Source organism: Nocardiopsis protaetiae (assembly GCF_045446735.1).
GTDB classification, from domain to species: Bacteria; Actinomycetota; Actinomycetes; order Streptosporangiales; family Streptosporangiaceae; genus Nocardiopsis; species Nocardiopsis protaetiae.
Window position 1 is genome coordinate 1 of record NZ_JBJJBV010000456.1, and the last position, 3,136, is coordinate 3,136.

The 3,136-nt window shown below is 70.4% G+C and carries 2 protein-coding genes and 1 pseudogene; all 3 read right to left on the reverse strand.

Annotation, left to right across the window (positions count from 1 at the left end; translation table 11 throughout):
- Nucleotides 1–141: 141 nt before the first annotated feature.
- Nucleotides 142–1,887 (reverse strand): nucleotide-binding protein, encoded by a 1,746-nt coding sequence (locus ACJOT3_RS33760; RefSeq protein WP_406977193.1) that lies wholly within the window; start codon nucleotides 1,885–1,887, stop codon nucleotides 142–144.
- A gap of 458 nt (nucleotides 1,888–2,345) precedes the next feature.
- Nucleotides 2,346–2,900: a hypothetical protein gene (locus ACJOT3_RS33765; RefSeq protein ID WP_406977194.1), complete on the reverse strand. Its 555-nt coding sequence runs from the start codon at nucleotides 2,898–2,900 to the stop codon at nucleotides 2,346–2,348.
- A 112-nt stretch (nucleotides 2,901–3,012) separates the two neighbouring features.
- A pseudogene (locus ACJOT3_RS33770) lies at nucleotides 3,013–3,136 on the reverse strand (IS5/IS1182 family transposase); the annotation flags it as partial.

The following is a 3,136-nucleotide window of genomic DNA, read 5'->3' on the forward strand; positions in this document are numbered from 1 at the left end:
TGTTCCGGAGTCTGGAGGATTTGGAGCAGGTGATCAACGCGCATCTGCGTCTGGTGCGCAAGCGCACCGATCTGCTGCGGGGGTTCATCGAGTCGGTCGGCTTGGAACCCTCACCGTTTCCGTCAACCGCATAATCAAAGATCAGTAGTAGCGTTCCAGCACACCCGCGACCACGCCGTAACCGTCCTCCCCCTCCAGCTCCCGGAAGCCGAAGACGTGGTCACCGACGAGGGCGTGCATCCTCTCCTCGTTCGAGGAGACGTAGCCCCGCAGGTCGGTGAACCCCCGGATGGATTCGGCGTTCCGGTAGAGGTCCCGGACGGTGAGCCCGGTCTGTAGGGGGATCCGGTCGCGCAGGGTGCCCATGTCCCGGTTGACGTCGACCGCGACCACCCTGCTCTCCCGGTGGGCGGCCATGAGGGAGCCGAGCAGGACGCTGGTGGTGGTCTTGCCCACGCCGCCCTTGAGGCTGAGGACCGCGACGCGGCGGTGTCCCGAGATGGGCACCTGCATACGGGCGTGGAAGTTCTCCGGAAGGGCGGACCACTCCGGCACGCGGGGGCCCAGGAGACCGCCGAGGCCGAACCGGCGACGCCGGGAGGGCGGTGTGGAGGGCGGCGGCGGCTCGGCGGCCGGGGGCCCGGGGCGGGGGTGCACGGGAGTCACCGGCCCGGGGTGGGTGCCGCGTTCGCTGTTGATCTCCTGGATGACCGTGTTCCACAGATCGGCCGATTCCGAGCCGCTCGGGAGGGCCGCGGAACCGCTTCCCTCCGCGGGCCCCTCCCCCCGCGGGAGCTGCGGTGCGGGCACGGGTGCCGCCGGAGGCGGACCCGTGGGCGCCCCGTGCGCAGGGGTGCCCTGTGCATGCCCCGGCAGGGGCTGCTGCACGGGACCGGGGGGCAGCGGACGTGGTGCGGGTGTCCCACCGGCCGGGGTCCCCTGAGGGGGTCCCGGCACGGGGGGTGTGTGCGAGTCGGGTGCGGGTCCCCTGGCCCGCACGCCCTGGGGAGGGGTGCCCTGTGCATGCCCCGGCGGGGGCTGCGGCGCGGGCGCGGGAGGCACCGGAGGGGCCGCCGCCCGGGGCTCCTCCTGCTGAACGGGGGGAGGCGGCAGCGGCACGGACGGCCCCTGGGGCGGTGGGCCCAGAACGTCCTGGCGCCCGGTCGTGGCCGGACCCCGCTCAGGGGCCGGGGCGGGGGGTGCTGGAAAGCGCGCCGGGGCGGGGGGCGCGGGAAAGCGCGCCGGGGCCGGGGCGACCGGCGGCTGCACGGGCCCGCTCTGCGGGGCGCTCGGAGGGGGTTCCGGGGCCGGGTTCCGGGCCTGCTCGGCGGCCAGCGTCCGGTCGCGTTCCTCCAGACTCTGCACGACCATCTCGAACAGCGAAGGCGCCCCAGAGCTCGGCCGGACCGGCTCCCCGCCGGTGTCCTCGCGCTCCTCGGGGGCGGGTGTCCGTTCCGGCGCGACCGCCGCGGTGTCGGGGGCCGCACCCGAGACGAACGCGTCGGCCGACGGCGGGCCGCTCGGCACGGGACCGGCTTCGGGGGTACGCGGCGCGGTGCCGCCCTTGGCCTTCGAGCCCCGGCCCGTCTGCTTCTTCTTCCCCTTGCGCTTACCCGGGTCGACGGTCGTGTCGCTCTCGACGACCCCGTCCGGGTAGATGACGAGAGGCCATTCCTCTCCGCCTTCGACGGTGAGTGCGCGGACCGGGCGGCCGAGTCGCTTCGCGGTGAGCGAGATCAGCCGGATGACCTCGGCACGCGTCGCGTTGAGGTCGGTACCGGTCACCGAGCTGACGATCCCGCTCACGGTGACCCTGGCCGTCACCTCATCGAGGATCTCCGCGGAGATCCTCGGAAACGAGGGGACCGTACTGTGGTCTCTGCGCATGTCCTCTTTTCCTTGGCGTCGACGACCCCGTTCATGTGTTGACAAAGGTCAATTCGGACAGGTGTTGCCACCGGAGGTACAGTACTCCATCCCTGGGACAGGGATTGTGAGTGTTCTTCCTGTGTGATTCACACGAAGGCCGTCCGGTTCGTTTTCATTTCCGAATCAGAACAGAACGTCATCGCCGCAGGTGGCAGGCCCGAGAGTGGAAAACAGGAGGTCGCCGTCGCGGCGGCGGGTCACCCGATGCGACGCAGGGCACACGGTGCCGTCCTGTCACCGGCCGCGCGGGCCCGGGAGAGGGGCACCGGCCCCGCGGGGCCGGTGCGTTCGCCGGACTCCGTTCCGGCCCGTGGGCCGACGCCGCCCCGGGCGCACCCGAGCGGGCCGGCCGCCCGGGGGAAGGGGAGCGTCGCCTCGCAGACCACCACGTTCCGGGGGCGCGTTCCCGGGAGAGGTCAGCTCACCGTGTCGGCCTCGGGCAGGTAGTGCCGCATCAGGTTCAGCAGATCCTGGATCTCGTACTCGATCCGGTCGCGGATGAACCGGTCGGGGTTTCTCATATAAGACGCCCTGCCGATCTCCGAGACGATCAGATCCGAGGGAACCCGGTCTTCGGCAGGGGGAATGAACTTCGGGACTTCATAGAGCGCATAGATCGCGCGCTGAAGAAGGATCACGACTTTCTCATAATCGCCGGGAACCGCCTCCTCCACGGCGTCCCGGGCGAGGTTGAAGTACATGTCCGAGGCCGCGTGGAACTCTCCGGGATCGATGATCGTGGAGGGCTCGCCACCACCCAGGGGGCCGGGCGGAAGCGGCTCGCGCGGCATCAGGAACTCCCATTGCCTCTGGACGCCGCAGGAAGGGCACGAACCCGAGTAGACGGCCACCGGGCGGCCATCGACGATCCTCAGACCGTGCTGCAACCCGGCCCACCGGAGGTTGCACGTCTCACAGACGTGAAGCTCCAGGTAGAGGTGGGCTTCGGCAATCGAACGCGCTTCGAGCATGGTCCGGACTATAGCAATGCCCCACAGATCGGCACACAACCGGACTATATGCTCCTACCGTATTCACGACCCCGAATGCCACCCCCGGCCTAGGGCCTGTTCTGGGTTTGGATCAAGGAGTGGCGGGCAGGCTGCGCAACCACAACAGGGCCCCGCGCAGGTGAAGGCCCGCGAGGTAGCTCTGGGGCGTCTTGTCGTACCGGGTGGCCAGCCCCCGCCATTCCTTGAACTTGTTG

Bases quoted from the DNA above. Each gene is read 5' to 3' on its own strand.
- ACJOT3_RS33760 (WP_406977193.1), bottom strand. From the start codon at position 1,887: ATGCGCAGAGACCACAGTACGGTCCCCTCGTTTCCGAGGATCTCCGCG.
- ACJOT3_RS33765 (WP_406977194.1), bottom strand. From the start codon at position 2,900: ATGCTCGAAGCGCGTTCGATTGCCGAAGCCCACCTCTACCTGGAGCTT.